This is a genomic window from Pseudomonas sediminis (assembly GCF_039555755.1).
Taxonomy (GTDB): Bacteria; Pseudomonadota; Gammaproteobacteria; order Pseudomonadales; family Pseudomonadaceae; genus Aquipseudomonas; species Aquipseudomonas mendocina_D.
Window position 1 is genome coordinate 3,870,760 of sequence record NZ_CP154631.1, and the last position, 24,194, is coordinate 3,894,953.

Below are 24,194 nucleotides of genomic sequence, written 5' to 3' on the forward strand. Positions count from 1 at the left end.
GCCATTGGAACGGCTGTATACGAAGTGACGAAGCAAGGCATATGCCAGAAGACACGCGTCCCAAGTGGGCGTCGCCGTTTGTGATGAGTGCGCTGACGAGTCGACAGAGTGGCAGGCCATAAAAAAGCCCCGCACTAGGCGGGGCTCCTTTCACTACGCTTTGATCAGGCCTGAACGACCGGGATCTTGGCGTTGGCTGCCGCTTCACGGAAGTCGGCGATCTGGTCGAAGCTCAGGTAGCGGTAGATGTCGCCAGCCATGCTGTCGATATCCTTCGCGTAAGCCATGTACTCCTCGACGGTCGGCAGTTTGCCGAGAATCGAAGCGACCGCTGCCAGTTCGGCAGAGGCCAGGTACACGTTGGCGCCATCGCCCAGGCGATTCGGGAAGTTACGGGTGGAGGTGGAGACCACGGTGGAGTTGGCAGCCACACGTGCCTGGTTACCCATGCACAGCGAGCAGCCCGGCATCTCCATACGCGCACCGGCCTTGCCGTAGATACCGTAGTAGCCTTCTTCGGTCAGCTGGTGAGCATCCATCTTGGTCGGCGGCGACAGCCACAGACGGGTCGGGATACCACCCTTGACCTTGTCCAGCAGCTTGCCGGCAGCGCGGAAGTGGCCGATGTTGGTCATGCACGAACCGATGAACACTTCGTCGATCTTGTCGCCGGCCACGGTGGACAGCAGACGGGCATCGTCCGGGTCGTTCGGGGCGCACAGTACCGGCTCGTTGAGCTGGCTCAGGTCGATCTCGATGACTTCGGCGTACTCGGCGTCCTTGTCGGCTTCCATCAGGACCGGGTTGGCCAGCCAGGCTTCCATAGCCTGGGCACGACGCTCCAGGGTGCGCGGATCACCGTAGCCTTCGCTGATCATCCAGCGCAGCAGGGTGATGTTGGACTTCAGGTACTCGGCGATGGCCGACTCCGGCAGCTTGATGGTGCAGCCGGCAGCCGAACGCTCGGCGGAGGCGTCGGACAGCTCGAACGCCTGCTCGACGGTCAGGTTGTCCAGACCTTCGATCTCGAGTATGCGGCCGGAGAAGATGTTCTTCTTGCCTTTCTTCTCGACGGTCAGCAGGCCTTTCTGGATGGCGTAGTAGGGGATGGCATGGACCAGGTCACGCAGGGTGATACCCGGTTGCATCTTGCCCTTGAAGCGCACCAGAACCGATTCTGGCATGTCCAGCGGCATTACGCCGGTGGCGGCGGCGAAGGCCACCAGGCCGGAGCCGGCCGGGAAGGAAATACCGATCGGGAAGCGGGTGTGCGAGTCGCCACCGGTGCCGACGGTGTCAGGCAGCAGCATGCGGTTCAGCCAGCTGTGGATGATGCCGTCGCCCGGACGCAGGGACACGCCGCCACGGGTGCGGATGAAATCCGGCAGGGTGTGGTGGGTGGTGACGTCGATCGGCTTCGGATAGGCCGCGGTGTGGCAGAAGGACTGCATCACCAGGTCAGCCGAGAAGCCCAGGCACGCCAGGTCTTTCAGCTCGTCGCGGGTCATCGGGCCGGTGGTATCCTGGGAGCCGACGGTGGTCATCTTCGGTTCGCAGTAGGTGCCCGGACGTACGCCTTCGACGCCGCAGGCCTTGCCGACCATCTTCTGCGCCAGGGTGAAACCCTTGGTGCTGGCAGCAGGCTGGTCCGGCTTCTTGAACAGGTCGGAAGCGCCCAGGCCCAGTTCGGCGCGCGCCTTCTCGGTCAGGCCGCGGCCGACGATCAGCGGGATACGGCCGCCAGCGCGGACTTCGTCGAGCAGCACCGGGGTCTTCAGTTCGAAGGTGGTGATGACATCGTCGGTGCCGTGCTTGCAGACTTTGCCGGCGTACGGGTAGACATCGATCACGTCGCCCATGTTGATGTTCGACACGTCGAACTCGATCGGCAGGGCGCCGGCATCTTCCATGGTGTTGTAGAAGATCGGGGCGATCTTGGTGCCGAAGCAGAAGCCGCCAGCGCGTTTGTTCGGAACGTACGGAATGTCGTCACCGAAGAACCACAGCACCGAGTTGGTGGCGGACTTACGGGAAGAACCGGTACCGACCACGTCACCGACGTAGGCAACCGGGAAGCCCTTGGCCTTGATCTCTTCGATCTGCTTCAGCGGGCCGATGGCGCCTTGTTGCTCCGGCACGATGCCGTCGCGGGCCATTTTCAGCATGGCCAGGGCGTGCAGCGGGATGTCAGGGCGCGACCAGGCGTCCGGGGCAGGGGACAGGTCGTCGGTGTTGGTTTCGCCAGGCACCTTGAACACAGCCAGGCTGTATTTCTCGGCGATGGCTGGCTTGGCGGTGAACCACTCGCCGTCGGCCCAGGACTGCAGCACGGCCTTGGCGTTGGCATTGCCAGCCTTGGCTTTCTCGGCGACGTCGTGGAAGGCGTCGAACATCAGCAGGGTGTGCTTGAGTTGCTCGGCGGCAACGGCGCCCAGAGCGGCGTCGTCCAGCAGTTCGACCAGGGTGGCGATGTTGTAGCCGCCTTGCATGGTGCCCAGCAGCTCAACGGCGCGTTGCTTGGTGATCAGCGGGGAAGTGGCTTCGCCCTTGGCAACGGCAGAGAGGAAACCTGCCTTGACGTAGGCGGCTTCATCGACGCCTGGCGGTACGCGGTTGGTGATCAGGTCTACGAGGAATTCTTCTTCGCCAGCCGGCGGGTTTTTCAGCAGCTCGACCAGGCCTGCGGTTTGTTCGGCGTTCAGCGGCTGGGGCACGATACCCTGAGCGGCACGCTCTGCTACGTGTTTGCGATAGGCTTCAAGCACAGTTATTACCCTCATCAGTGGTCCCAAAGGGTTGTCCGGGACGCGATCCAGATACTCATGAATCAGGCGCTTTTCGACTTTATGAGCCGAGCAGCCGAGGTTTCATGAGTCTCTTGTAGAAGCTGCTTTCAAAGTTTTACGCCGGCAGGACGGTTTCTGATGAGGGCTGACGCAGACGCTCGGGGGGACTCCAAGTGGCTGCGCCGCCATCGTACCTGCAGGATCGACTGTGCTCGTGACGCTTTGAAAACAGCTTCCAACGGACATTGGCGCCATAAAAGGCGGGCCGATTCTAATGGAAAGCGCGAATAAAGTTAAGTCGATGTCCCCGTATCGGCAGGGGTGATCTGGATTAGACAAAGGGCTAAGATGCCAGGCCGTTTTGCTGTTTATGTTGTTTCGCCATGTCCAATCAGCGCATCAAGACGCCCTGCGTGGGGCTGTGCTCAACCGTTTACGGCGATGTCGTGTGCCGCGGTTGCAAGCGCTTCCATCATGAGGTGATCAACTGGAACAGCTACAACGACGATGAGAAGCGCGCCGTCTGGACGCGTCTGGAAGTGCTGCTGGTGCAGGTGATGGCGGGCAAGGTCGAGGTATTCGATGAGCAGCGTCTACGTAGTCAGCTGGAGCAGCGGCAGATTCGTTTCGTACCGCAACAGTCGCCTTACTGCTGGGCCTATCAGCTGATCGCACGTGGTGCGCGGATGATCAATCAGCTGGAGGCGTACGGCATGGTCGTACTGCCTGAGTTCCGCAATTGGGCGCTGCCCGAATTGCGTGACGCCATCGATCGCGAATTCTTCCTGCTCTCTGAAGCGCACTACGAGCGTTACATCGCGCCGAAGTTTCTGCGGGAAGGTCTGGAGCTGCGAGTCTAGTCCGGCCCGGAGGGAAAGAAAAATGCCGCTCATGCAGAGCGGCATTTTCGTTTCGGGAGCTGGCTCAGCGTTGCGCCACCAGCTCTTCGAGGTGGGCGATGATCTCGTCAGGCTTGAGCACCAGCACGTCACTTTCCAGTGCGTCGAGTACGACCTCGGCGGTATTGCCGATCAGTGCGCCGGAGAGCCCGGTGCGCGCCACGGTGCCGATCACCGTGACAGCCGCATCGAGCTGGTGGGCAACTTGCGGAATTACCACGTCGGCTGGGCCTTCCAGCACATGCAGGCGCTCGTCGCTGATGTCGTATTCGGCCTGGAAACTGCGGCATTGCTCGCGATAGCGGGCCTCGATGGTTTCCTTGAGCTGGAAGGTCGGATCGGCAGCCGACAGCATCGGGGTCGGATGCGCGGTGGTCACGTGCAGCGTGCCCTTAGCCAGGCCAGCGATATCGTAACCATGGCTGATGATGCCGGCATGCAGGGTGCGGTGCTCGCCATCGGCGTTACCGACGTCCACGGCAGCGAGGATGTTGCCGCCGGTCCAGGGGCGCTCGGTCTTGACCATCAGCACCGGGCCTGGGCAATAGCGCAGCAACTTCCAGTCTTCCGGGGTGAGCAGGGCCTTTTTCAGCGGGTTGTCCGGCAGGTGCTGCTTGATCACCAGGCCGCAGCCCTCGGCCTGCTGCACGGCGATGATGGTTTGGTGCTGGTTTTCATGCCAGGACTGCTGGGTGGAGACGCTGAAACCTTCCCCGGCGAGACTGCTGCTGAGATCGTTGAGCCACGCGCTGTGGTCGCCTTTCTTCTCGCAGACCAGCAGGTGCAGGTGTGATTGGGTTACCCCGGCTATCAGTTTTGCCCGTTTCAGTGCGAGGGCTTCTGGGTGTTGGGGATCCATCACCACCAGAATGCTGCGGATCGCTTGCATGGTCATCTCCCTGAGCGTGAATGGCAGTTATCCAACTATAGGCGGGTCGTTATCAGCGGCATGTTGACCTGTATCAACAGCATGCTGGTCGTCCGGCCTGCCACTCGTATAATGGCCCGCCATTTCCAACCTCGCCAGCACCGAGAGCGCTTCAAATATGATGTCAATTACCAAGCATGTTCCGAGTAATGGCGAGGAACCTGTAACGATCCTGCAGGAAATTCTCGAGTTTCTCGGTGGCGTCGCTACCCCTGAGACCTGGCTGGACGAGGCCCTGCGCCAGCAGGAGATCCTCCTGCTCGATCACCGCAACCTGGAATACAAAGCGGCACAGACGGCACTGAGCCTGATGGGGCGCTACCTGACCAAGACCGAATTGACCGCGAGAATGTCGCGTTTGGCCCGTGAGGAACTGGTGCACTTCGAGCAGGTGAGCAAGATCATCCGCGGGCGCGGTATCGAGGTCCGCCATGTATCCGCCTCGCGCTACGCCGCCGGCCTGCGTGCGCTGTTGCGTGGTGGCGAAGTGGAGCGGCTGGTGGATGTGCTGGTGGTCGGTGCGTTCATCGAGGCGCGCTCCTGCGAGCGCTTTGCCGCGCTGGTGCCGCGACTGGATGCCGAGCTGGCCAAGTTCTACGCCGGATTGCTGGAGAGCGAAGGGCGCCACTACCGCGGTTACCTCAAGCTTGCCTATCTGTATGGTGATGCTGCCGACGTGGATGCGCGTATCGAGGTGGTGCGCGCGGTGGAGCAGGAACTGATCACTACGCCAGATGAGCAGTTCCGTTTCCATAGTGGCGTGCCCGCATAAAACAGCCGCGAACACTGCAATAGACGGGTAGGGCGGGTGAAACCCGCCGCGAGGGAAATGGCGGGTTTCACCCGCCCTACATCGTGGCTTTTCGCGGCTGAAGCCGCTCCTGCAACCGTTTTATGGGCTACGGCTTGGAGACGTTTGCAGGCGTGAGCTCGAACGGTGCCTGGTTGAAGCCCTGTTCATCGACCTGCAATGCCCAGCCCTGACGATCCCAGTCGCCCAGCACGATACGGCGTGCCGGTTGGCCGTTCACTTCCAGTTCGTGCACGGCTGGCCTATGGGTGTGGCCATGGATCAGCGTGCGCACGCCGTATTCGTCCATCACCTTGAGCACTTCCTCGGGCGTGACATCGACGATCTCGCTGGCTTTCATCCGCGTCTGTGCGCGGCTTTCGTTGCGTAGCTTGCGCGCCAGCTTCTGCCGGGTAGTGAGCGGCAGGTTACGCAGGATCAGCAGCGACAGCGGATTGCGCAGCCAGCGGCGCAGCTTCATGTAGCCGACATCGAGGGTGCACAGGCTATCGCCGTGCATCAGCAGGACCGACTCGCCGCCCATCTGCACTTTGTGCGGGTCGCTCAGCAAGGTGCAGCCCGCCGCGCGGCAGAACGCCTTGCCGATAAGGAAGTCGCGATTGCCATGCATCAGGTAGATGCGCGTGCCGGCATTACTCAGTTCGCGCAGGGCACGGGCGATCTCGTGCTGGAAGGGCGTCATGCCGTCGTCGCCTATCCAGACTTCGAAGAAGTCACCGAGGATGTACAGCGCCTCGGCTTGACGCGCGCGGGTGGCGAGAAAATGCAGAAACGCCCGGGTGATGTCCGGGCGTTTCTCTTCGAGGTGCAGATCGGAGATCAGCAGGATCATCGACTTACTCGGCTACGACTTCAGCCTTCTCGATGATCACGTCGTCCACCGGTACGTCCTGGTGGCCGGATTTCATGGTGGTGGCGACGCCCTTGATCTTCTCGACCACGTCCATGCCTTCGACCACTTCACCGAATACGGCGTAGCCCCAGCCCTGAACGGTCGGCGCGCTGTGGTTGAGGAAGGCGTTGTCGGCGACGTTGATGAAGAACTGCGCACTGGCCGAGTGCGGCTCCATGGTGCGGGCCATGGCGACGGTGCCGATCTTGTTGGCGACGCCGTTGTTGGCTTCGTTCTTGATCGGTGCGCGGGTCGGCTTCTGCTTCATGCCCGGCTCGAAACCGCCGCCCTGGATCATGAAGTTGCCGATCACACGGTGGAAGATGGTGCCGTCGTAATGGCCTTCCTTCACGTATTGCTCGAAGTTGGCTACGGTTTCCGGGGCCTTGTCGGCGAACAGGTTCAGGGTAATGACGCCGTGGTTGGTGTGCAGTTTGATCATGATCGTATCCGTGATGGGGCAGGTTCGAGCCGATGGCTCGGGGGTGAACAGCGCTTGTCAGGGTGGTATGCACCCTGTCAGGGGCTTGACAGGTTGGTTATGATACGGACTTTGCCCGAAGCGGCCTACCCTGTGCCGCGCCAGTATTGTTAAGGACACCATGAGCAAGCCTACCGTCGAAAAAGCTGCCAACTTCCTGCGCCCCATCGTCCAGGCTGATCTGGATAGCGGCAAGCACGCCAAGATCGTGACCCGCTTCCCGCCGGAGCCCAACGGCTACCTGCACATCGGCCATGCCAAGAGCATCTGCCTGAACTTTGGCCTGGCCGAAGAGTTCGGCGGCCAGTGCAACCTGCGCTTCGACGACACCAACCCGGCCAAGGAAGACCAGGAATATATCGACGCCATCAAGGCCGACGTCGAGTGGCTGGGCTTCAAGTGGGCCGGTGAGGAGCGTTACGCCTCCGATTATTTCGAGCAACTGCATGCCTGGGCCATCGAGCTGATCAAGGCCGGTAAGGCCTTCGTCTGCGACCTCAATGCCGAAGAGATGCGCGAATATCGCGGCAGCCTGACCGAGCCAGGCAAGAACAGCCCGTTCCGCGAGCGCAGCGTCGAAGAGAACCTCGACCTGTTCGCCCGCATGAAGGCCGGTGAGTTTCCCGATGGCGCCCGTTCGCTGCGTGCCAAAATCGACATGGCTTCGCCGAACATCAACCTGCGCGACCCGATTCTCTATCGCATTCGCCACGCCCATCACCACCAGACCGGTGACAAGTGGTGCATCTACCCGAGCTATGACTTCACCCACGGCCAGTCGGACGCCATCGAGGGCATCACTCACTCCATCTGCACCCTGGAGTTCGAGGACCATCGCCCGCTGTACGAGTGGTTCCTGACCAACCTGTCGGTGCCGGCGCAGCCGCGTCAGTACGAATTCGCCCGGCTGAACCTGAACTACACCATCACCAGCAAGCGCAAACTCAAGCAGTTGGTGGACGAGAAGCACGTCAGCGGTTGGGACGACCCGCGCATGTCGACGCTGTCCGGTTACCGTCGCCGTGGCTATACCCCGGCTTCGATCCGCGCTTTCTGCGACATGATCGGCGTCAACCGCGCCGGCGGCCTGGTGGACATCGGCATGCTCGAGTTCGCCATTCGTGACGACCTGGACGCCAACGCCGCGCGTGCCATGTGCGTGCTCAAACCGCTGAAGGTGGTGATCACCAACTACCCGCAAGGCCAGATCGAGAACCTGGAGCTGGCGCGCCATCCCAAGCAGGACATCGGCACCCGCGTGCTGCCGTTCTCCCGCGAGATCTACATCGACGCCAGCGATTTCGAAGAAACCCCGCCGGACGGCTTCAAGCGCCTGATCCCAGGTGGTGAGGTGCGCCTGCGTGGCAGCTACGTGATTCGTGCTGACGAGGCCATCAAGGACGCTGCCGGCAATATCGTCGAGCTGCGTTGCTCTTACGACGAGAACACCCTGGGCAAGAACCCCGAAGGCCGTAAGGTCAAGGGTGTGATCCACTGGGTGCCGGCGGCCGAGAGCGTTGAGTGCGAAGTGCGCCTGTACGATCGTCTGTTCCGCTCGGCCAACCCCGAGAAAGCGGAAGAGGGCGGTAGCTTCCTCGACAACATCAACCCGGATTCGCTGGTGGTGCTCACCGGTTGCCGCGCCGAGCCGTCGCTGGCCAAGGCAGCGGCCGAGGATCGTTTCCAGTTCGAGCGCGAAGGCTACTTCTGCCTGGACAAGGACTCGACTGCCGATGCGTTGGTGTTCAACCGTACCGTCACCCTGCGCGATTCGTGGGGGCAGTAATGGCACTGTCGATCTACAACACGCTCAGCAAGGTCAAAGAACCGTTCAAGCCGCTGATCGGTAACAGCGTGCGCATGTACGTGTGCGGCATGACTGTCTATGACTTCTGCCACATTGGTCACGCCCGGGTGATGGTCGCCTTCGACGTGGTCACCCGCTGGCTGCGTCAGCGTGGCTACGATGTGACCTATGTGCGCAACATTACCGACATCGACGACAAGATCATCAAGCGCGCCAACGAGAACGGCGAGCCGTTCGAGGCGCTGGTCGAGCGCATGATCGCGGCGATGCACGAGGACGAAGGTCGTCTGAACGTACTGCGCCCGGACATCGAGCCGCGCGCCACCGGCTATATCGCCGGCATGCACCAGATGATCCAGACCCTGATCGACAAGGGCTTTGCCTACGCGCCGGGTAATGGCGATGTGTACTACCGCGTCGGCAAGTTCGTTGGTTACGGCAAGCTGTCGCGCAAGAAGATCGAAGACCTGAAGGTCGGTGCGCGCATCGAGGTCGACGAGGCCAAGGAAGACCCGCTGGACTTCGTCCTGTGGAAGGGCGTCAAGCCGGGCGAGCCGAGCTGGGAGTCGCCTTGGGGCGCAGGACGTCCGGGCTGGCATATCGAGTGCTCGGTGATGTCCACCTGCTGCCTGGGCGAGACCTTCGACATCCACGGCGGCGGCCCGGATCTGGTGTTCCCGCACCACGAGAACGAAATCGCCCAAAGCGAGGCAGCCACCGGCAAGCAGTACGCCAATGCCTGGATGCACGCCGGCGCGGTACGTGTGGATGGCGAGAAGATGTCCAAGAGCCTGGGCAACTTCTTCACCATCCGTGAGGTGCTGGAGAAGTACCACCCGGAGGTGGTGCGCTACCTGCTGGTGTCTAGCCACTACCGCAGCCCGATCAACTACTCCGAGGAGAGCCTCAAGGAAGCCAAGGGCGCCCTGGAGCGTTTCTACAACGGCCTCAAAGGCCTGCCGGAAGCTACGCCTGCTGGTGGCGAGGCGTTCGTCGAGCGTTTCGGCGCGGCGATGGACGACGATTTCAATTCACCAGAAGCCTGTGCGGTGTTGTTCGAGATGATCCGCGAGGTCAACCGCTTGCGTGAATCCGACGTGCAGGCTGCTGCTGGCCTGGCCGCCCAGCTCAAGCAACTGGCCAGCGTGCTTGGCGTGCTGCAGCTCGAACCCGATGCATTCCTCCAGGCCGGAGCTGCCGGCAAGGTCGATGCCGCCGAAGTCGAGGCGCTGATCGCCGCGCGCCTGCAGGCCCGTGCCGACAAGAACTGGGCAGAAAGCGACAGCATTCGCGACCAGCTCACTGCCATGGGCGTGGTGCTGGAAGACGGCAAGGGCGGCACCACCTGGCGCCTGGCCGAGTAAGGGTGATGCTCAGCGACAAAGGCCGCTGGAAAGCGGCCTTTGTCGCTGAGATGACTTCTACGTTGCGAGTGAGTTGCTGAGTCTGTTACTGGCGTTTCTGGTGTCGGCGGCAGAGTTTCGCAAGTGTGGTGGTCAGATTTTCGATGTTTTTTGTCGATGCGACAGTCAGTTACGCCAGTTCGACAGCTCGTCCGTCAACTGTGCTGTTGATGGGCGCTTTTCGTTAGTATGCGCGCCTTATCGTGTCCGTTGCGCCACAAGCGCCTGGCGATGCCTGCAGTGGTTCGAGCCAAACGCTCGGGCGACGTTTCCCCGATCCCTCAAGGAAACCCCCGCAACTCTTCGATTTCCTGTCTGTGGTATTTCCCTTTATGACTCGTTTGAAAGGCTCGGACCTCCTGGCCCTCGGCTTCATGACATTTGCGTTGTTTCTCGGCGCAGGCAATATCATCTTCCCGCCTAGTGCCGGCCTGGCGGCGGGGGAGAACCTGCTTCCTGCCGCCATCGGTTTTCTACTGACCGGTGTCGGCCTGCCGCTGTTGACTGTGGTGGCCCTGGCCCGAGTGGGCGGCGGTATGGATCTGCTCACCGCGCCACTGGGTAAAGTGGCGGGTGGAATCCTTGCGGTAGCGGTGTACCTGGCCATCGGCCCGCTGTTCGCTACGCCGCGCACCGCCGTGGTGTCCTTCGAGATGGGTATCGCGCCGTTCACCGGCAACGACGGTGCGCCACTGCTTATCTATACCCTGGTGTATTTCGCTGCTGTGCTGTTCCTCTCGCTCAATCCTGGTCGACCGTATCGGTAAATTCATCACGCCGGTCCTGTTGGCTGCGCTGCTGGTGTTGGGCGGTGCAGCGCTGTTCGCGCCTGCTGGCAAGATTGGCGCTGTAGCTGAAAGCTACCGTGACGCGCCGTTGGTGCAGGGCTTCCTTCAGGGGTACCTGACCATGGATACCCTGGGTGCACTGGTGTTCGGCATCGTGATCGCCAGCGCCATTCGTGACCGTGGTGTTAACGACGCCGGCCTCGTCACACGTTACTCGGTGATCGCTGGCGTCATCGCCGCCACCGGTTTGTCGCTGGTTTATCTGGCGCTGTTCTACCTCGGCGCTACCAGCCAGGGCATCGCGGGTGATGCGCAGAACGGCGTGCAGGTGCTGACCACTTACGTGCAGCACACCTTCGGTACCACCGGGAGCCTGCTGCTGGCAGTGGTTATCACCCTGGCCTGCCTGACCACTGCGGTTGGCCTGCTGACTGCGTGTGGTGAGTTCTTCAGCAAGCTGTTGCCGGTTTCCTACCGTAGCGTGGTGATCGTCTTCGGCCTGTTCAGTCTGGTGGTGGCCAATCAGGGCCTGACTCAACTGATCAGTTTCTCGATTCCGGTTCTGGTGGGGCTTTATCCGCTGGCTATCGTTCTGGTTGCGCTGAGCCTGGCCAACCGCCTGTGGATCTCCCAGTCGCTGGTTTTCGTGCCGGTGATGGCCGTTACGCTGGTCTTCGGCGTTGCCGACGGTGTTGCCGCGACTCCCTGGGCGGACAAGGTCCCCGCGTGGTTCGGGCAGTTGCCTTTGGCCGGCCAGAGCCTGGGCTGGCTGCTGCCGGTGGCGGTGACGCTGGTTCTGGTGGTGGCACTGGATCGCATCCTGAGCCTGCGTCAGAGCGCTACTGCTGCGTAAGGCACGCTCGAAAGAAAATAAGGCTGCCCACGAGGCGGCCTTTTTTGTCGAACAAGGAAAGAGGCAGCCTGGCTATAATCCTTCGCAGTCTTACAAGGAGTTGGCATGCTCAACAGTTACCCGTATTTGCCTCATTTTCTGGCCGCGCTGTGGTTCGTTCTGTGCTGGGGCGGCTACACCCGCTATGCCTCGGCAAAAGCGCAAACCACTCCCTGCCTCGCCAGTGTGCTGCATCTGTACCGTGAGGACTGGATGCGCCGCATGCTGCTGCGCGACAATCGCATTGCCGACGCCAACGTGATCGGTAACCTCGAGCGTAATGCCTCGTTCTTCGCCTCCAGCACGCTGATTATCCTGGCCGGTATCCTCACCGTGCTGGGCGCTTCCGACCGTGCCTTGTCGCTGCTGGCTGACATTCCCTTCGTGCAGCAAGCCAGTCGTGGTCTATCCGAGATCAAACTGCTGTGCCTGGGCATCATCTTCGTCTATGCCTTCTTCACCTTCAGTTGGTGCATGCGTCAGTACAACTTCGCAGCGGTGTTGGTGGGTTCAGCGCCAATGTTGGGCGAGCGGCATGTCACCGAGCAGGAGCGCAAGGCTTTCGCCGAGCGCACGGCGCGGGTGATTTCGATGGCGGCCAACCAGTTCAACTTCGGTTTGCGCGCCTATTATTTCGGTATGGCAACCCTGTCCTGGTTTATCAATCCATGGTTCTTCATGCTGGTGACTGCCGGCGTTGTCGTGGTGCTTTATCGCCGAGAATTCCATTCCGATGTCTTGGAAGTGATGGTCTATACGCCAACGCCGGCCGCTGAGGTGGCCAAGGAGAAGAGTGAATGAGCCTGCCGTTCTGGTGCGTCTTCATCAGCGCCTTGTTGATCTTCATCGCCAAGGCCCCGGTGGCCAAGGCCATGGCCGAGGAGGGCGGTGGTCGCTATGACAACCATCACCCGCGCGCCCAGCAGGCGCGGCTAACGGGTTTCGGCGCGCGTGCTCTGGCCGCGCATTTGAATAGCATCGAGGCGTTCCCGCTGTTCGCGGTTGGTGTGCTGATGGCGCATACCACGCAGACTTACGGCTTTTTGATCGATATTCTGGCCGTCACTTTTGTCGTCAGTCGCGTGCTGTATATGCTGTTCTACTGGTGGGATCTGCACTGGCAGCGCAGCCTGGTATGGGTGGTGGGCCTGGCCTGTAGCCTGCTGCTGATGATCAGCCCGGCGCTGAAATGAAAGAAGGCCCGCATTGCGGGCCTTCTTGGTTTTTGCTTAGGTTACTGACCGTCGACAGCGTCTTTGACTTCGTCGCCAGCATCCTCGATGGCGTCGGCCGCATCGCTTGCCGCATCCTCAATTTTCTCGCCGGTGGTGGGTTCGTTACCCAGGACTTCATTGGTTTTCTGTTCGATGGCTTCGCCGGTGTCTTTGGCTGCATCGCCCAGGTTCTCCATCGCTTCGGAGACTGACTCCTTGGCCGACTCCATCTTGTCTTCCGGGGTTTTCTCGCAGGCGGCGAGACCCAGGGCAGTGGCAAGCAGCAGGGCATAAGTCAGAGGTTTGTTCACGGTCATCACTCCATGTGTGAGAGTTATAGGTGGCTGGGTTGACCCCAGAACACACAGTCACTTTGAATGTCGGTAGTGCCAATAAGTTCCCAAGGCGATGAGAGCGGCACAGGGACTGGTGTGAGTCCAGGCACAAGGCGCTATCATTCGCTGTTTTTGCCATAGCAGAGCGGCAGGGTGATGAGCGAACAGTCGATTCAGGAGCGGGCACAGCGGTTTTTGTCCGCGTTGCGTCATTGTCAGGTGCTGGGCATGCGTGTCGAGTCGGCCGACGGCAAGGGACTGACGCTGTGCTTGCCCTACACACCACATATCGTTGGCAATCCGGACACCGGTGTGATCCATGGTGGTGCCATCACTACGCTGATGGACACCACCTGTGGTATCTCCACGGTCTGCGTACTGCCGGAGTTCGAGATCTGCCCGACGCTCGATCTGCGCATCGACTACATGCACCCGGCCGAGCCCGGCAAGGATGTGTTCGGTTTCGCCGAGTGTTATCGCGTTACCCCCAACATCATCTTCACCCGCGGCTACGCCTATCAGGACGACCCGCAGCAACCGATTGCCCACGTGGTCGGCACCTTCATGCGCATGGGCAAGGCCGCGCAGGGTGGCGCTGAGTTGAAACAGAATATTCAGCAAGGCGGTGGAGCGTGAGCGAGTTGAGCCTGGAACAACTGGTGGCGCGTGCGCACCAGCAGAACGACTACGACCCGCTGATCAGTCTGATCCCTTACGCCAAACTGCTGGGTATCGAGTGCCTGCGCCTGGGCGACGACATGGTCTTTCGCCTGCCAGCCAATCGCGATTGCATCGGCAACCCGGTACTACCTGCGCTGCATGGTGGCGTAATCGCCGGTTTCATGGAGCATGCGGCCATGCTTCATCTATTGATGTTCATGGGCATTCCACATTTGCCCAAAATCATCGACTTCTCGATAGATTACTTGCGCGCCGGCCATTATCGTGACACCTATGCGCAGTGCCAGGTCTGGCGGCAGGGGCGTCGGGTGGCCAACGTGGCGATTACCGCCTGGCAGACCAAACAGACCGAACCGATTGCCACCGCCCGTGCCCACTTCAAGGTCGATGAGCCCTGAGCGCTTGAGACTTACCCGGCAGTTGGAACGGATCGGCAGCGCAGCGAAATCATGACAAGGACCCTGTAGATGGATGCGTTGCTGATAATTGGTGGCCTGCTGCTGATGCTGGCTGGTCTGATATGGCTGGTCATGCGGGCGTTCGCCATCAGCCTGTTGTGGGGCTGGGGCAGCCTGATCCCGCCGATTACCCTGATTTACATCGTGCGCCACTGGCAGCGAGCGCGCAGTGCGGTCACTCTGATCGGGCTTGGTGTAATTCCCCTCGTGGTAGGTCTCACGTTGCTGGCCAGTAAGGATGCCGAACGTCTGGCGGCGATCGTCCGCCTGGACTGGCTCAAGCCCGAAGCGCAGGCGCCGGCCGAGCTTGCCATCAATCTGCGCGGAGAGCTCAACGGGCAACCATTTCACCCGCAGCAGGGTGAGCTGATCGATGGCGTGTTGGTGCTGCGCGAAGGCCTGGATTTCTTCGCCCTGCGTGAACTGAGTATCCGCCTGCCGCAGCCAGTCGAGGGTCCTGTACGTATCGACGTGCTGCCCCAGGACAGCGGTAGCCTGCCAGAGGTAGAGCTGAGCTGGCTGTTACCGGAGCAAGATCTGCCCGAGGCGCGTCGTCTGAGTCGTGGCTACACCCTGCATCTGGACCTGCAGCCGCAGGAGCCGAACCGACTGGTCGGCGATTTCCATCTGGTCTTGCCGCCGCGCTTCAAAACCAGCCTCAGTGGCCGGGTCGAGCTGTACCGTGATCGCCTGCGCTATGTCGATGGCCAGGTCGATGCGCGTTTCGATTCCCGTGACACCATTGCCCATGTGCTGCAGGACTATCTGCAGCGGCGCTTCGCCACGCGCAAGGTGAGCGAGCTGAAGCTGCCGGTGTTCACCTTCGAGGGTGACAGCCTGGAGCTGCAGGTCGAAGCGCAGATTGACGGGCGTAGCGAGCGTCTGCCGGTGCGCCTGTACAAGCGTGCCGAGCAGGGCTGGGCCGTGGAAGGTGATCGCTTCCCGGCATTGCCTGTAATTGCCACCGCTCAGGCTACGCCGCAGCGCGAGGCGGCCTCGATCGAGGAGCGCCTGAGTCGCCCGGTCGACCGCCGGCAACGCTTCAGTCTGGCGCGCCTGCAGCGCAATCCGGAACAGTATCGCAACCTCAGCATGCGCCTGAGTCGCGCCAGTGGCGGTACGGTCGAGGGGCGCTTCGTCGGCGTCGACGCCGATGGCAGCATTCGCCTCACTCAGCAGATGGGCAGTGGCGGCGGGCAGGCCAGTTTCAGTTTCAAGCCGGAAGAAATCGGCCGTTTGCAGTTGCTGGAACCCTAAGCCCTTGAAATTGATCGCGCTGCCCCCATCTGCAGGACATCCGCCGCTCGCGCGGCATAGTCCTGCATGTGGAGTTAGAAGACCATGAGTGTGGAAACTCAAAAAGAAACCCTGGGCTTCCAGACCGAGGTGAAGCAGCTGCTTCATCTGATGATCCATTCCCTGTACTCGAACAAGGAAATTTTCCTGCGCGAGTTGATTTCCAACGCTTCCGACGCCGCTGACAAGCTGCGTTTCGAGGCGCTGGCCAAGCCCGAACTGCTCGAAGGTGGCGCCGATCTGAAGATCCGTCTGTCCTTCGACAAGGATGCCAAGACCGTTACCCTCGAAGACAACGGTATCGGCATGAACCGCGAGGAAGTCATCGCGCACCTGGGTACCATCGCCAAATCCGGCACGGCAGACTTCCTGAAGAACCTCTCTGGTGACCAGAAGAAGGATTCGCACCTGATCGGCCAGTTCGGTGTGGGCTTCTACTCGGCATTCATCGTCGCCGATCAGGTCGAGGTGTTCAGCCGCCGCGCCGGTACTCCGGCCAGCGAAGGCGTGCACTGGTCGAGCAAAGGCGAGGGTGAGTTCGAGGTTGCCACCATCGACAAGGCCGAGCGCGGTACGCGTATCGTTCTGCACCTCAAGAGCGGTGAGGAAGAGTTCGCCGATGGTTGGCGCCTGCGCAACATCGTCAAGAAGTACTCCGACCATATCGCGCTGCCCATCGAGCTGCCGAAGGAGCACCACGGTGAAGACAAACCCGCGGAAGTGGAGTGGGAAACCGTCAACCGTGCCAGCGCCCTGTGGACCCGTCCACGTACCGAGGTCAAGGACGAGGAATATCAAGAGTTCTACAAGCACGTTGGCCACGATTTCGAGAACCCGCTGAGCTGGAGCCACAACAAGGTAGAAGGCAAGCTGGAGTACACCTCGCTGCTCTATGTGCCGGCTCGCGCACCGTTCGATCTGTACCACCGCGAAGCGCCCAAGGGCCTCAAGCTCTACGTGCAGCGCGTATTCATCATGGATCAGGCCGACCAGTTCCTGCCCCTGTACCTGCGCTTCATCAAGGGCGTGGTCGATTCCAACGACCTGTCGCTGAACGTTTCCCGCGAAATTCTGCAGTCCGGTCCGGTCATCGACTCGATGAAGTCGGCGCTGACCAAGCGCGTGCTGGACATGCTGGAGAAACTCGCCAAGGACAATCCGGACGACTACAAGACCTTCTGGAAGGCCTTCGGTCAGGTACTCAAGGAAGGTCCGGCGGAAGACTTCGCCAACAAGGAGAAGATCGCCGGCCTGCTGCGTTTCGCCTCCACTGCTGGTGAAGGTGACGAGCAGTCAGTTTCCTTGGCTGACTACCTGGGCCGCGTCAAGGAAGGTCAGGACAAGATCTACTTCCTCACTGGCGAAAGCTACGCACAGATCAAGAACAGCCCGCACCTGGAGGTCTTCCGCAAGAAAGGCATCGAAGTGCTGCTGCTCACTGACCGTATCGACGAGTGGCTGATGAGCTACCTGACCGAGTTCGACGGCAAGCAGTTCGTCGACGTGGCCCGTGGCGATCTGGATCTGGGTGAGCTGGACTCGGAAGAGGATAAGAAGGCCCAGGAAGAAGTCGCCAAGGCCAAGGAGGAACTGATCGAGCGTCTCAAGGGGGCGCTGGGTGAGCAGGTCGCCGAGGTACGCGTGTCTCATCGCCTGACCGACTCGCCGGCTATTCTTGCCATCGGTGAGCAGGATCTCGGCCTGCAGATGCGCCAGATCCTCGAAGCCAGCGGGCAGAAAGTGCCGGATGCCAAGCCGATCTTCGAGTTCAACCCTGCGCACCCGCTGATCGAGCGCTTGGATGCTGAGCCGGACGAGGATCGCTTCACTGATCTGTCGCACATCCTCTTCGACCAGGCCGCATTGGCCGCTGGCGACAGCCTGAAAGACCCTGCCGCTTACGTGCAGCGTCTGAACAAGCTGTTGGTGGAACTTTCTGCCTGAGTTGGCCAAGCTGTAGAACAAGCCCGCTTCGGCGGGCTTTTCTATGGGCGCGATTGATCGGCTTTAATTGACAAGCGCGACCCCGTCGTTTCAGATGCTGGCAATTGGCTGGCGTTCTGCAGTGCCTTGGGGTGGTATGTCGATTTTCGAGTTGTTCTTCTTGATGGGCGCGGACCCAAGTGTCCTTGTGCTCAGTAGCTATGACACTTCTCTGGTATTGTTGTCGCTGGCCATTGCCGTATTCGCCGCCGGCATGGCGCTGCAGCTGGCCGGCGAAGCGCGCGTCAATTCGCATCCGGTCGCCCGGCAGATCACCATTTTCACCGGCTCGCTCGCCCTCGGCGGCGGCATCTGGTCCATGCATTTTCTCGGCATGCTCGCCTTCGAACTGTGTGCGGCAGTGCGATTCGATCTGGGCATCACGCTGTTATCGATGCTGCCGAGCCTGGCTGCTTCGTGGGTCGCACTTACTCTGCTGGCGCGGCGCGACTTGAGCCTGCTGCAACTCTGTGTTGGGGGTGTGCTGGTCGGGGCCGGTATAGGTGCCATGCACTACAGCGGTATGGCGGCGATGCAGATGGCGCCTCTGCTGCGCTATGACCCCTGGATGTTCGCCCTGTCCATCGTTGTCGCCGTTGCCCTGGCCATTCTGGCGTTGTGGGTACGCTTCGGTCTGCAGGGGCGTTTGCCGACGCTCTGGGCGCTTCTGCTCAGCGCCCTGGTGATGGGGCTGGCGATCAGTGGCATGCACTACACCGGCATGGCCGCGGCGCGTTTTGTCGGCACGCCGGAGTCCGAGGTGCCGATGGCAGTGGTCGACAGTGGTTATATCGCCATTGCCATCACGCTGCTGACCGTCACTCTGACGGTCTTCGTGGTGGCGGCCAACACGCTGCTGCGCTATCGCCGCATGAGCCTCCAGCTCAAGGCCAGCGAACAGCATCTGCGCTCGATCTTCGATACCGCGCTGGATGCCATCGTCACCGTTGATCACACCGGCACTGTGCGCTCGGCCAATCGTGCGGTTTCGCGCCTATTCGGCTGGTCACCGCACGAGCTGGTGGGCATGCACATGCGCTCGCTGATGCCTGCCAGCCATGTCGAACAGGTGGAGGCACTACTGGAGAGCTACCTCAGAACCGGACGCCTGACGATGCCGGCGGGCGAGCAGGAGCTGGTGTGCCTGACTCGAGAGGGTGAAGAAAAACCTGTGCGCATCAGCGTTGGCGTTACCCATTCAGGCAGCCGGCCGCTGTTCGTGGTATTCGTCGCCGACATCAGCGAAAGACAGGCCATGGAGAGAGCCCTGCGTGACAGCGAGCAGCAGTACCGCTCGTTGATCAGCAACATTCCTGGTGTGTCGTTTCGCTGCATGCTGGACCGGGACTGGACCATGATATTTATCAGCGATGCGGTACAGACCCTCACAGGGTGGAGCGCGGACGACTTCATCAGTCGCCGCTGTTCGATTGCCGATATGTATCACCCGGACGACTACCAGCGGGTCGCTGACGAGGTCGTTCAGGCCATTGAGCAAGGGCGCAACTATACCGTCGAATATCGTCTCTTTGATCGTAGCGGAACCGAACACTGGATCTGGGAGAGCGGTAGCGCGGTTTGCGACGAGAATGGCGTGCCGCGCTGGATCGATGGTGTATTGCTCGACCAGACCGAAACCAAGCGGCGCAATGCCGAGTACGAGGGCAAGGTCACCGCGATCAGCAAGGCGATGGCACTGATCGAGTTCGACCTCGACGGCAATATCCTCGAGATCAATGACAATGCGTTGGCGTTGTTTGGGTATGGCAAGGAGGAAGTGGTAGGGCGCCATCACGGTATGTTCTGCGCTCCTGAGCTGGTAGCAAGCGATGCCTATCGCCAGGGTTGGATGGATCTGCGCGCAGGTCATTTTCGTGCAGGCGAATACCACCGCTTTGGTAAGGGCGGACGGGATGTCTGGATTCAGGCCAGCTACAACCCAATCCTCGACACCGACGGCAAGCCGTTCAAGGTCGTCAAGTTGGCAACCGACCTGACCCCGCGCCGCGTCATGGAACAGGATCTGCGGGCTGCCCGTGATCGCGCCGAGGCCGCCGCTGCCGCGCGCAGCAGCTTCCTGGCCAACATGAGTCATGAAATTCGTACGCCGATGAATGCCATCATTGGCTTTACCGACCTGCTGCTGGAAACGCCCCTTTCCAGCGAGCAGCGTCGTCACCTGAGCACCGTGCAGCATTCCTCGCGTTCGCTGCTGGGTTTGCTCAATGACATCCTCGACACGGCCAAGCTCGACCGTGGCGCCATCGAGCTGGAGCAACTGGATTTCTCCCTGCGCGAACTGTGTGAGCAGGTGCTCGCAACGCAGCGCCTGACGGCCGAAAGTAAAGGCTTGCAACTGCATCTGGATTATCCGGCTACGACTACCGATTTTTTCTGCGGCGACCCACTGCGTTTGCAGCAGATTCTGACCAATCTGCTGGGCAATGCGGTCAAGTTCACCCTGCACGGCGAGGTTCGTCTGAAGGTGACGGGGGAGCCAGGGGCGATGCGTCTGGCGGTGAAAGACACCGGCATTGGTATCGCAGCCGACCGCCTGGAGAAGATCTTCGAGCCGTTCGCCCAGGCCGATGCGTCGATGAGTCGACGTTTCGGTGGTACCGGCCTCGGTACCACCATCTCTCGGCAATTGGTCGAGTTGATGGGGGGGCGGTTGCGGGTCGAAAGTACCGAAGGGCAAGGCAGTTGCTTCAGCATCGAATTGCCGCTGCGCGCCGGCAAGCGCTTGGCGTCGCAGCAACGCGCCGTGCTGCCTGAACTGGGGCAGCTGAATATTCTTGCTGCCGATGACGTGCCGCAGAACCTCGAATTGTTGCAACTGACCCTGGAGCATTTCGGCCATCGCGTACACTGCGTCGCCGATGGTGAAGGCGCACTACAGGCGTTCACCCAGCAGCGTTTCGATCTGATCCTGATGGATGTGCAGATGCCGGGTGTTGACGGCCTGGAAGCGTCACGGCGGATCCGCCAGCTGGAAGCCGCCGAGGCGCGAGAGCCGATTCCGATCATCGCTCTGACCGCCAGCGTACTTGATCAGGACCGTCAGGCTGCGTTGGACTCGGGGATGAATGGTTTCGCCTCGAAGCCTTTGGATCTCAACGCACTGCTCTGGGAAATTGCACGCCTGCTCGGGCTGACCGATGTGCCCAGCGCGGTGGTCAGTGCCACTCGTGTCGCCGACGACGGCCTGTTCGACTGGGTTCGCGGCAGCAGCCTGTGGGGCGGGCCGCTGCGTATGGCTCAGGCGATCAATACGTTCATTGGCGAACAGCATGATCTGGCGGTGCGCCTCAGTCGACTGCTGGCGGCACGCGACTGGCAAGAGGGCGAGGCGCTTGCGCATCGCCTACATGGTGCCGCCGCAAACTTGGCCATGAGCAGCCTTGCCACTTTGGGGCAGTCGATCGAGCGGGCGTTTCAGGCACAGGACGAGCAGGGGTTGCCCGCATTGATTGCGGAGCTTGAGCAGGCCCTTCTGACGGTCAAGGACGTAGTGCCGCAGGTGCCGGATACGGCGTCTACGAGCGAAAGTTCGGCTGTTGACGCACGCTCGCTGCGTGAACAGGCAAGTCAGCTGCGAAAGGCGCTGCAGCGGGGCGGTCTGGACGATGAAGTCCTTGCAGCCATGGCGCAGACCACCGAGAGTACGGCCCACAGCGCGGCCCTGAACGACATACGCCAGGCGCTGGATGACTTTGATTTCGATCAGGCCCTGCAGGTGCTCGATCGACTGTTGCTGCGACTGCAAGATGAGGACGCGACTGCATCATGACCCTGGCTGCCGATACTCGCCCGCTATTACTGTTGGTCGACGACGAACCCACTAACCTGCAGGTGCTGCGCCATATCCTGCAGGAGGACTATCGCCTGCTGTTCGCCAAGGAAGGGCCGCGCGCCCTGGAAATGGTCGAGCGTGAGCGGCCCGACCTGATTCTGCTCGACGTGATGATGCCGGGCATGACTGGCTATGAGGTGTGCGAACAGCTCAAGGCCAATCCGTTACTAAATACGATTCCGGTGATCTTCGTTACCGCCCTGGGCGATGTCGACGATGAAGCGCGGGGCTTCGAGGTCGGCGCGGTGGATTACATCACCAAGCCGGTGAGCCCGCCGATCGTGCGTGCACGTGTGCGTACCCACCTGTCACTGGTGCGGGTCGATGAGCTGAAACAGACTCGCTTGCAGATCGTCCAGCGCCTGGGCATGGCGGCTGAATACAAGGACAACGAGACCGGCCTGCACGTTATCCGCATGAGCCATTTCTCCAAGGTGCTGGCGTTGGCCGCCGGCTTCAGCGAGAGCGCTGCCGAGGAGTTGCTCAATGCGGCACCCATGCATGATGTCGGCAAGATTGGCATACCCGATGCCGTGCTACGCAAGCCGGGCAAGCTCGACGAGCAGGAGTGGCAGGTGATGCGCCAGCACGTGGAGATCGGTGCGCGGATAATCGGCGAGCACAGCTCGGGGCTGCTGCGCACAGCGCAACGCATTGCCCTGTCGCACCATGAGAAGTGGGATGGCAGCGGCTACCCCAACGGTCTGAGTGGCGAGGACATTCCCCTGGAGGGCCGCATCGTCGCCATTGCCGATGTGTTCGACGCGCTGACCAGCGTGCGCCCCTACAAACAGGCCTGGTCCGTGGACGATGCAGTCGGTTTCCTGCGTGAACAGAGTGGGCGCCACTTCGATCCCCGTCTGGTCGAGCTGTTCATCGCTTGTTTGCCCGAGATTCTGCAGATCAAGGAACGCTGGGCCGAATAACCTGCCGCTTGAAATCTCCTGTCTAAAACCCGCCTCCTCTCGACTTGGTCATTGTCGAAGGTGAGGCTATTGTTAGGGGCCTACCATTGCCAAGGGCAGGTCTCATCATGCAGAAGAAGACACTGGTTCCCCTGTTGTGCGCCGCATTCGCCGGTCTTGCCGATGCGGCGGTCGTGACCAAGACAGTTGCGTACGAAATCGATGGCGAAGCCTTCGAAGGCGTGCTGGTTTACGACGATTCGGTCACCACGCCGCGCCCTGGGCTGCTCGCCGTTCCCAACTGGATGGGGGTGAATGAAGACACCGTGGCCAAGGCCGCCCGCGCGGCAGGCGACAAATACGTGGTGTTCGTCGCCGACATGTACGGTAAATCCATTCGTCCCAGCAATGCCGAAGAAGCAGGGGCCGCGGCCACTGCCGTACGTGCAGATCGCCCGCTGATGCGTAAGCGTGCGCAGGCTGCAGTCGAGGTACTCAAGGCGCAGAACGGCGAGGTGGCACTGGATCTGAGCAAGCTGGGTGCCATCGGCTTCTGCTTCGGTGGCGGCACGGTGCTGGAACTCGCGCGCTCTGGGGCGCCGCTGAAAGGCTTCGTATCCTTCCACGGCAATCTGGATACGCCCAATCCGGCCGATGCCCAGAACATCAAGGCGCCGGTATTGGTACTGCATGGGGCTGATGATCCCGCCGTACCGCAGGCGCAGGTCGACGGCTTCATCGCCGAGATGAAGGCGGCCAAGACTGATTGGCAATTGGTGAGCTATGGCGGTGCCGTGCACTCGTTCACCAACCCCAAGGCCAACGTGCCGGGTCGCAACGAATACCATCCGGTGGTCGCCGCGCGAGCATTCAAGGCGATGAACGATCTGTTCGATGAGGTATTCGCCGAGCAGTGACGCCAGGTTTGCGATGCGTTGAACGAAAGGCTGCGCCCGATGGGCGCAGCCTTTTTTCATCTTACTTCGCGGGCAGCACGGCGATGTCGATGATGCCGTCCGGCAGATCGGCGACGTCGCCCAGGGTGGTGGGCTTGCCGCTGGTCAGATCCAGCTGGTGCAGGGTCTTGCCGGTCAATACGTAGGCGGTGTTGCCACCCTTGCCGTCGCTGGCGATATCCAGTGCAGCTGCCTTGAGGCCATCGGCGACCTTGCCGACCAGTTGCTGCACGCCATCGTTTGGTGGGTTCTGCAGCATCAGGCTGCTGCTGGCCAGGTCGATGTTGTACAGCGCCGTGCTCTGCGTACCGGCATAGGCATTGGTGTAGGCACCGGCGACCACCTTGGGCTGCTTGCCGGCGTAGGGGCCGTCGGTGGCGTAGGCGACTTTGCCGTCTACGGCCACTTCACCGGTATCGACGTTTACCCGCAGGCTGGTGCCGTCCGGGCCGAGCAGGCGCAGGCGGTCGGCCACCGGGTTGAAATCGACCACCGCCTGGCCGCTGCCGGACAGCGCAGTTTGCAGCTTGCTACCTGCAGTTGCTTTACCGCTTGTGGCGTCCAGGGTGTAGAGCTGATCGGTACCGCTGAGGGCGTAGAGCTGACCGCTGGCCGGACGCACATCCAGGCCGCGCAGGTCGCTGGCGCCACTGACCGCCATGCTGGCGGTGACCTTGAGGCTGGCGACATCGACCTTGAACAGCTTGCCATCGGCGCTTAGTGCGAGCAGTTCGGTGGCGCTGGCGGCACCTGCGCTCAGGGTCAGCAGGCTGGCGGTGCAAAGGGTAGTGATGCGTTTCATGGTTGTTCCTCATAAAGGTTTCAG

Annotated in this window: 19 protein-coding genes and 1 pseudogene; 14 read left to right on the top strand and 6 right to left on the bottom strand. The window is 61.2% G+C overall.

Annotated elements, in window-relative coordinates; genetic code table 11:
* Window positions 1-164: 164 nt before the first annotated feature.
* On the bottom strand, window positions 165-2,765 hold the full coding sequence (gene acnB, locus AAEQ75_RS18185; protein ID WP_343352427.1) for a bifunctional aconitate hydratase 2/2-methylisocitrate dehydratase: 2,601 nt from the start codon (window positions 2,763-2,765) through the stop codon (window positions 165-167).
* Window positions 2,766-3,169: 404 nt separating this feature from the next.
* Between acnB and AAEQ75_RS18190 the strand changes: the two genes are divergently transcribed.
* A complete protein-coding gene (locus tag AAEQ75_RS18190; RefSeq protein ID WP_106732121.1) occupies window positions 3,170-3,646 on the top strand; it encodes a DUF1289 domain-containing protein in 477 nt (158 codons plus the stop codon).
* A 64-nt stretch (window positions 3,647-3,710) separates the two neighbouring features.
* On the opposite strand, the gene AAEQ75_RS18195 is transcribed toward AAEQ75_RS18190, so the two are convergent.
* A complete protein-coding gene (locus AAEQ75_RS18195) occupies window positions 3,711-4,574 on the bottom strand; it encodes a universal stress protein (RefSeq protein ID WP_106732122.1) in 864 nt (287 codons plus the stop codon).
* A gap of 157 nt (window positions 4,575-4,731) precedes the next feature.
* On the opposite strand from AAEQ75_RS18195, the gene AAEQ75_RS18200 reads away from it, so the two are divergent.
* Window positions 4,732-5,385, top strand: a complete 654-nt coding sequence (locus AAEQ75_RS18200; RefSeq protein WP_106732123.1) for a tRNA-(ms[2]io[6]A)-hydroxylase — start codon at window positions 4,732-4,734, stop codon at window positions 5,383-5,385.
* A gap of 127 nt (window positions 5,386-5,512) precedes the next feature.
* Here the strand turns inward: AAEQ75_RS18200 and lpxH are convergent, their stop codons facing one another.
* Both lpxH and AAEQ75_RS18210 read right to left on the bottom strand, forming a co-directional pair.
* Window positions 5,513-6,256 (bottom strand): UDP-2,3-diacylglucosamine diphosphatase, encoded by a 744-nt coding sequence (gene lpxH / locus AAEQ75_RS18205; RefSeq protein WP_256835133.1) that lies wholly within the window; start codon window positions 6,254-6,256, stop codon window positions 5,513-5,515.
* Window positions 6,257-6,260: 4 nt separating this feature from the next.
* Window positions 6,261-6,758, bottom strand: a complete 498-nt coding sequence (locus AAEQ75_RS18210) for a peptidylprolyl isomerase (RefSeq protein WP_106732125.1) — start codon at window positions 6,756-6,758, stop codon at window positions 6,261-6,263.
* Window positions 6,759-6,918: 160 nt separating this feature from the next.
* Here AAEQ75_RS18210 and AAEQ75_RS18215 point away from each other — a divergent pair, with 160 nt between their 5' ends.
* From AAEQ75_RS18215 to AAEQ75_RS18235, 5 genes and pseudogenes are all read left to right on the top strand, one after another.
* Entirely contained in the window at window positions 6,919-8,583 is a 1,665-nt protein-coding gene (locus tag AAEQ75_RS18215) for a glutamine--tRNA ligase/YqeY domain fusion protein (RefSeq protein ID WP_143506373.1), read from the top strand.
* Window positions 8,583-9,968, top strand: coding sequence for a cysteine--tRNA ligase (cysS, locus tag AAEQ75_RS18220; protein ID WP_343350024.1), 1,386 nt, complete (start codon window positions 8,583-8,585; stop codon window positions 9,966-9,968). The genes AAEQ75_RS18215 and cysS overlap by 1 nt, the downstream gene beginning before the upstream one ends.
* A 413-nt stretch (window positions 9,969-10,381) precedes the next feature.
* Window positions 10,382-11,648: pseudogene (gene brnQ, locus AAEQ75_RS18225) on the top strand (branched-chain amino acid transport system II carrier protein).
* A 105-nt stretch (window positions 11,649-11,753) separates the two neighbouring features.
* Window positions 11,754-12,488, top strand: a complete 735-nt coding sequence (locus AAEQ75_RS18230; RefSeq protein WP_099523748.1) for a DUF599 domain-containing protein — start codon at window positions 11,754-11,756, stop codon at window positions 12,486-12,488.
* The gene (locus AAEQ75_RS18235; RefSeq protein WP_106732130.1) at window positions 12,485-12,880 is read left to right on the top strand and encodes an MAPEG family protein; all 396 of its coding nucleotides are present in this window, start codon (window positions 12,485-12,487) and stop codon (window positions 12,878-12,880) included. The genes AAEQ75_RS18230 and AAEQ75_RS18235 overlap by 4 nt, the downstream gene beginning before the upstream one ends.
* 41 nt (window positions 12,881-12,921) lie before the next feature.
* Here AAEQ75_RS18235 and AAEQ75_RS18240 read toward each other — a convergent pair whose 3' ends face one another.
* Window positions 12,922-13,218, bottom strand: a complete 297-nt coding sequence (locus AAEQ75_RS18240; protein WP_343350025.1) for a hypothetical protein — start codon at window positions 13,216-13,218, stop codon at window positions 12,922-12,924.
* Between the two features lie 174 nt (window positions 13,219-13,392).
* Here AAEQ75_RS18240 and AAEQ75_RS18245 point away from each other — a divergent pair, with 174 nt between their 5' ends.
* The 7 genes from AAEQ75_RS18245 (at window position 13,393) to AAEQ75_RS18275 (ending at window position 23,329) form a co-directional block, all read left to right on the top strand.
* On the top strand, window positions 13,393-13,872 hold the full coding sequence (locus tag AAEQ75_RS18245; protein WP_106732132.1) for a PaaI family thioesterase: 480 nt from the start codon (window positions 13,393-13,395) through the stop codon (window positions 13,870-13,872).
* Window positions 13,869-14,315, top strand: a complete 447-nt coding sequence (locus AAEQ75_RS18250; RefSeq protein WP_099523753.1) for a PaaI family thioesterase — start codon at window positions 13,869-13,871, stop codon at window positions 14,313-14,315. Before AAEQ75_RS18245 ends, AAEQ75_RS18250 begins: the two co-directional genes overlap by 4 nt.
* Before the next feature lie 69 nt (window positions 14,316-14,384).
* Entirely contained in the window at window positions 14,385-15,632 is a 1,248-nt protein-coding gene (locus tag AAEQ75_RS18255; RefSeq protein WP_343350026.1) for an MFS transporter, read from the top strand.
* Window positions 15,633-15,716: 84 nt separating this feature from the next.
* Entirely contained in the window at window positions 15,717-17,615 is a 1,899-nt protein-coding gene (htpG, locus tag AAEQ75_RS18260) for a molecular chaperone HtpG (RefSeq protein WP_343350027.1), read from the top strand.
* 187 nt (window positions 17,616-17,802) lie between these two features.
* The gene (locus AAEQ75_RS18265) at window positions 17,803-21,444 is read left to right on the top strand and encodes a PAS domain S-box protein (RefSeq protein ID WP_279922241.1); all 3,642 of its coding nucleotides are present in this window, start codon (window positions 17,803-17,805) and stop codon (window positions 21,442-21,444) included.
* A complete protein-coding gene (locus AAEQ75_RS18270; protein ID WP_279922242.1) occupies window positions 21,441-22,433 on the top strand; it encodes a two-component system response regulator in 993 nt (330 codons plus the stop codon). The genes AAEQ75_RS18265 and AAEQ75_RS18270 overlap by 4 nt, the downstream gene beginning before the upstream one ends.
* 107 nt (window positions 22,434-22,540) lie before the next feature.
* A complete protein-coding gene (locus tag AAEQ75_RS18275) occupies window positions 22,541-23,329 on the top strand; it encodes a dienelactone hydrolase family protein (protein WP_017677161.1) in 789 nt (262 codons plus the stop codon).
* Between the two features lie 61 nt (window positions 23,330-23,390).
* On the opposite strand, the gene AAEQ75_RS18280 is transcribed toward AAEQ75_RS18275, so the two are convergent.
* Window positions 23,391-24,170, bottom strand: a complete 780-nt coding sequence (locus AAEQ75_RS18280; RefSeq protein ID WP_343350028.1) for a DUF4394 domain-containing protein — start codon at window positions 24,168-24,170, stop codon at window positions 23,391-23,393.
* Window positions 24,171-24,194 lie beyond the last annotated feature (24 nt).

What these genes read in the sequence shown, in the direction of transcription:
- AAEQ75_RS18245 (WP_106732132.1), top strand. Translation starts at nt 13,393, where the DNA reads ATGAGCGAACAGTCGATTCAGGAGCGGGCACAGCGGTTTTTGTCCGCG.
- AAEQ75_RS18275 (WP_017677161.1), top strand. Translation starts at nt 22,541, where the DNA reads ATGCAGAAGAAGACACTGGTTCCCCTGTTGTGCGCCGCATTCGCCGGT.
- AAEQ75_RS18215 (WP_143506373.1), top strand. Translation starts at nt 6,919, where the DNA reads ATGAGCAAGCCTACCGTCGAAAAAGCTGCCAACTTCCTGCGCCCCATC.
- AAEQ75_RS18190 (WP_106732121.1), top strand. Translation starts at nt 3,170, where the DNA reads ATGTCCAATCAGCGCATCAAGACGCCCTGCGTGGGGCTGTGCTCAACC.
- AAEQ75_RS18235 (WP_106732130.1), top strand. Translation starts at nt 12,485, where the DNA reads ATGAGCCTGCCGTTCTGGTGCGTCTTCATCAGCGCCTTGTTGATCTTC.
- AAEQ75_RS18280 (WP_343350028.1), bottom strand. Translation starts at nt 24,170, where the DNA reads ATGAAACGCATCACTACCCTTTGCACCGCCAGCCTGCTGACCCTGAGC.
- htpG (WP_343350027.1), top strand. Translation starts at nt 15,717, where the DNA reads ATGAGTGTGGAAACTCAAAAAGAAACCCTGGGCTTCCAGACCGAGGTG.
- AAEQ75_RS18255 (WP_343350026.1), top strand. Translation starts at nt 14,385, where the DNA reads ATGGATGCGTTGCTGATAATTGGTGGCCTGCTGCTGATGCTGGCTGGT.
- AAEQ75_RS18230 (WP_099523748.1), top strand. Translation starts at nt 11,754, where the DNA reads ATGCTCAACAGTTACCCGTATTTGCCTCATTTTCTGGCCGCGCTGTGG.
- AAEQ75_RS18210 (WP_106732125.1), bottom strand. Translation starts at nt 6,758, where the DNA reads ATGATCAAACTGCACACCAACCACGGCGTCATTACCCTGAACCTGTTC.
- AAEQ75_RS18240 (WP_343350025.1), bottom strand. Translation starts at nt 13,218, where the DNA reads ATGACCGTGAACAAACCTCTGACTTATGCCCTGCTGCTTGCCACTGCC.
- AAEQ75_RS18200 (WP_106732123.1), top strand. Translation starts at nt 4,732, where the DNA reads ATGATGTCAATTACCAAGCATGTTCCGAGTAATGGCGAGGAACCTGTA.
- AAEQ75_RS18195 (WP_106732122.1), bottom strand. Translation starts at nt 4,574, where the DNA reads ATGCAAGCGATCCGCAGCATTCTGGTGGTGATGGATCCCCAACACCCA.
- cysS (WP_343350024.1), top strand. Translation starts at nt 8,583, where the DNA reads ATGGCACTGTCGATCTACAACACGCTCAGCAAGGTCAAAGAACCGTTC.
- lpxH (WP_256835133.1), bottom strand. Translation starts at nt 6,256, where the DNA reads ATGATCCTGCTGATCTCCGATCTGCACCTCGAAGAGAAACGCCCGGAC.
- AAEQ75_RS18270 (WP_279922242.1), top strand. Translation starts at nt 21,441, where the DNA reads ATGACCCTGGCTGCCGATACTCGCCCGCTATTACTGTTGGTCGACGAC.